Below are 3,754 nucleotides of genomic sequence, written 5' to 3'. Positions count from 1 at the left end.
CCATATGAGGATGTCGAGCGCCTTCATGATCTTTCGCTGGAGTGGGCCATCTTCGATAGGCCCCTGGAGGGTGGCCTTACGGGTGTCGAAATGTATTGCGAGGAGAATCCCGACCGGCGCGGTAACGGCTACCTGAGCCAGCTTCGCGAGGCGGAAAAATGCCAGTTTAGCAGCATGTTCTCAGTCGAGCGCATCGATATAGCCGCACATCGCCTCGAGCTGCAGGACGCCTTCACCGGCAACACATTCCAGGTGCGCGACTATTCGCTTTCCGAGGGGCTTTTCCGTCAGGGCGGGAAGGGGTCGTGCGGGGTCATCGTGGCACGTCTCGCAAAGTCGGGCGGCGAATGGTTCTTCCCGGGCAACGTGGTTGCCTTCTACCCGGTTGTGATAGCGGACCATATGAAAGAGGTTCTCAGAGAAGAAGGTGGCGAGCGCCCCTCGTTCCTGGAGCTGGCGCGCCAGACGTACGGGCCCCGTGGAGGCGTGGCGAGCGGATCGCTCGAGGCGCAGTTTCCCGATGTGGACTTCGAAGATCCCGAGCAGCTTGCCGTTTTCCGCGTCCAGCTGGCGGATCGGTACCGCGAGCTCGCGGACCGGTTCGCCCTCAAGGCGACATGGGAGAGCGTTGTGTTCGACATCGCTCACGAGGATGGGAAGATCATGCCCACCGAGCTGATGAAGCGCTCCCTTGGGGATTTGGAAGAGACGTGCGTGAGCACGATGGAAGATCTCAACGAGATCCTGGGCGTCTGGATGGCCGCATGGAACGTCATGCCGCACAACGCACTGGGTGGTCGTGCACCGGCGGAGTTGTGACGCCCCTGCGGCCACGCGGAGTTCGATGGGTGCCTTGCGCTTGTCGGGAGTGCGGGTTGGGCCATAATGCAGCGCGCCCTTGGCAATGCCTCCGACTGAGATGCCCGGCCACCAGGTTTTCGTGCGAATGGGTCATATGAGTGGACGAGCAAGAGCGCATTCCGGGGCGCTTCGTATCGCGAGCTCGCCGCGACCGAGATGCTGGGCCGCGCCGGGCGCATGCACTGCGCCCACGGCGAGGGCAGCCCGATGTACGCGGCGAGGGCAGACCTTACGGACGTCTCAAACTGTAATGGGCCGGCTCCTGGCATGCTTGCATCGCTGGGTGGATTGAGCGTCGTTTTCCGCTGCCCGAGCAAACGCTCTGCGCCAAGGCCTTTCAAGGTTGCTTCTACAATCCTGGCAACCTTTGGGCAACCTTTGCGAGCCAAGCTGCTGAGGCCTGTGTGCTTCCTGCAGCTGTTGGTATCTCAGGGCTCGCGCGTCGAGGTTTGTCGTATTGGTCGCGTTTTTCGTACGGATTTGCAAAAAGTGCTCTGTATACCAAAGTAGTCGCACTTTGTTGACATACGCTTTTATTGATACAGAATCGACAGCTACTTGGCAAATCCGGAATCGAATACGAAAAACGTGATAGGTACGACATGATGGGTACGCATTTGGGTGTCGCAGATGGCCCATCCAAGGCGAGTTGTCGGCGGAATCAGCCGCTGCACGGAGTGTTTAATGATCGGAGTCGTTGTCTGAGCCTCAGGCGTGCATGGGCACGCTGTCGAGTTCGTGCCCATGCGCACACCTGCGCCAGCCGGACGAGCCGACCGGTCGGCGCGGGCGCTGCCAGCCCCTAGTCGAACAAGCTCGGCATGTCGTCTTCCTTCATGAGCGCGCCGGCGCAGGGCAGACTCTGCGCGGTGAACTTCTCCGTCGAGACGCCCGCGCCCAGCACCTCCTCGGTCGTGCTCACGGATGTGACGATACGCCCCTTCTTGGCGGTGAACGCTTGGACGCCCTGCGTGCTGGTGGTCGTCTTGGTCTTGAGCAGCGACGTGTTGAAGTTCATCAGGCGGAAGTCGTTGGAGACCAGCGCGATGTCGCGATCCTCCTTAAGCACCTGCGCGTAGAGCAGCTTGGAGCCGCCGTAGATGGCGTTCTTGAGGCGCTTGCGGTTGGTCTTGGTGACGTAGCCCGCCAGCGCGACGCGCACGGCGCGGCCGTTCTCGAAGATGAACAGCACGTCGGCCTTGTAGTCCTCGGGGTCGATGACCCAGATAACGCTCTCGTCCGGTTCCATCTCCAGGTCGGTGGGCAGGTACGAGCCCAGCTGCGCGGACTTGGTGTCCTCGAACGCCGCGACCTTGCACTTGTATACCTGGCTCATGTTGGTGAACACCAGCAGCTCGTGCGTGTTGGCAGACGGGAACTCGATGAACGGCTCGTCGCCATCCTTGTATTTGAGCGCGGCGCCCTTGCGCAGCACGCGATCCGTCATCTTCTTGAGATAGCCCTCGCGGGAGAGCATGATGGTGACCGGGTACTCCTCGACCTCGGGCTCCAGGCTCACCTCGATCACGTCGGACGGCTCGATGCGGCCCGTGCGGCGCGGCATGACGTACTTCTTGTTGACCGCCGCCAGCTCGTCGGAAATGACCTTCTTGATGTTGTCCTCGCTCGAGAGGATCTCCTCGAGCTCGGCGATCTCACCCTCGAGCTTCGCGATGTCCTTGGTGCGGTTGAGGATGTACTCCTCGTTGATGTTGCGCAGCTTGAGCTCGGCTACGAACTCGGCCTGGGTCTCATCGATATCGAAGCCGCGCATCAGGTTGGGCACGACCTCGGCCTCGAGCTTGGTGCCACGGATGATGGCGATGGCCTTGTCGATATCGAGGAGGATGGCCTCGAGGCCGTGCAGCAGGTGCAGGCGCTCGGACTTCTTGCCCAGATCGAAGTTCACGCGGCGGCGCGTCGACTGGATGCGCCATGCGACCCACTCATGCAGGATCTGGCGCACGCCCATCACGCGCGGATAGCCGTCCACCAGCACGTTGAAGTTGCACGAGAACGAATCCTGCAGCGTGGTGCTGCGATAGAGCTTGGCCATGAGCTTCTCGGGGTCCACGCCGCGCTTCAGGTCGATGGCGATGCGCAGGCCGGAGAGGTCGGTCTCGTCGCGGATGTCGGCGATCTCGCGCACCTTGCCCTCCTTGGAGAGCTTGATGATGCGGTCGATGATGACGTCGGTCTTGGTGGTGTAGGGGATCTCGTAGACCTCGATGATGCGCTCTTCGGGGATCCAGCGCCAGCGCGAGCGGATCTGGAAGCTGCCCAGGCCCGTCTCGATGATGCGCTCCATCTCCTCGCGGCGGTAGATGATCTCGCCGCCGGTGGAGAAGTCGGGCATGGGCATGTATTCTAGCAGGTCGCAGTTTGGATCCTGCAGGAAGTGCATGGTGGCGGTGCAGACCTCGTTGAGGTTGAAGCCGCAGATGTCGGAGGCCATGGCCACGCCGATGCCCTTGTTGGCCGATACCAGGATGTTGGGGAACGTGGTGGGCAGCAGGCGCGGCTCCTTCATGGCGCCGTCGTAGCTGTCGACGAAGTCGACCGGGTCCTTGTCGATATCCTTGAAGATCTCGGCGCAGATGGGGGAGAGCTTGGCCTCGGTGTAACGCGAGGCGGCGTAGCTCAGGTCGCCCGAGTAGTATTTGCCGAAGTTGCCTTTGGACTCGACGAAGGGTGCGAGCAGCGCTTCGTTGCCCGTGGCGAGGCGGACCATCGTCTCGTAGATGGCGGCGTCGCCGTGCGGGTTGAGCTTCATGGTCTGGCCTACGATGTTGGCACTCTTCTGGCGGTCGCCCTTCAGCAGGCCCATCTTGTACATGGTGTAGAGCAGCTTGCGGTGCGAGGGCTTGAAGCCGTCGATCTCGGGGAACGCGCG

2 protein-coding genes are annotated in these 3,754 nt (G+C 61.7%); one reads left to right on the top strand and one right to left on the bottom strand.

The annotated features are described in order from the left end of the window. The coding region (locus I2E26_RS07385; protein ID WP_195420220.1) for a hypothetical protein at positions 1-819 on the top strand (819 nt) is incomplete at its 5' end. Positions 820-1,663: 844 nt separating this feature from the next. On the opposite strand, the gene I2E26_RS07380 is transcribed toward I2E26_RS07385, so the two are convergent. Beyond that, a partial coding sequence (locus tag I2E26_RS07380; RefSeq protein WP_195420219.1) for a DNA gyrase subunit A occupies positions 1,664-3,754 on the bottom strand: 2,091 nt, incomplete at its 5' end.

The sequence above is a fragment of the Collinsella sp. D33t1_170424_A12 genome, from assembly GCF_015554865.1.
Classification (GTDB): Bacteria; Actinomycetota; Coriobacteriia; order Coriobacteriales; family Coriobacteriaceae; genus Collinsella.
This window is presented reverse-complemented; position numbering and strand designations above follow the sequence as displayed.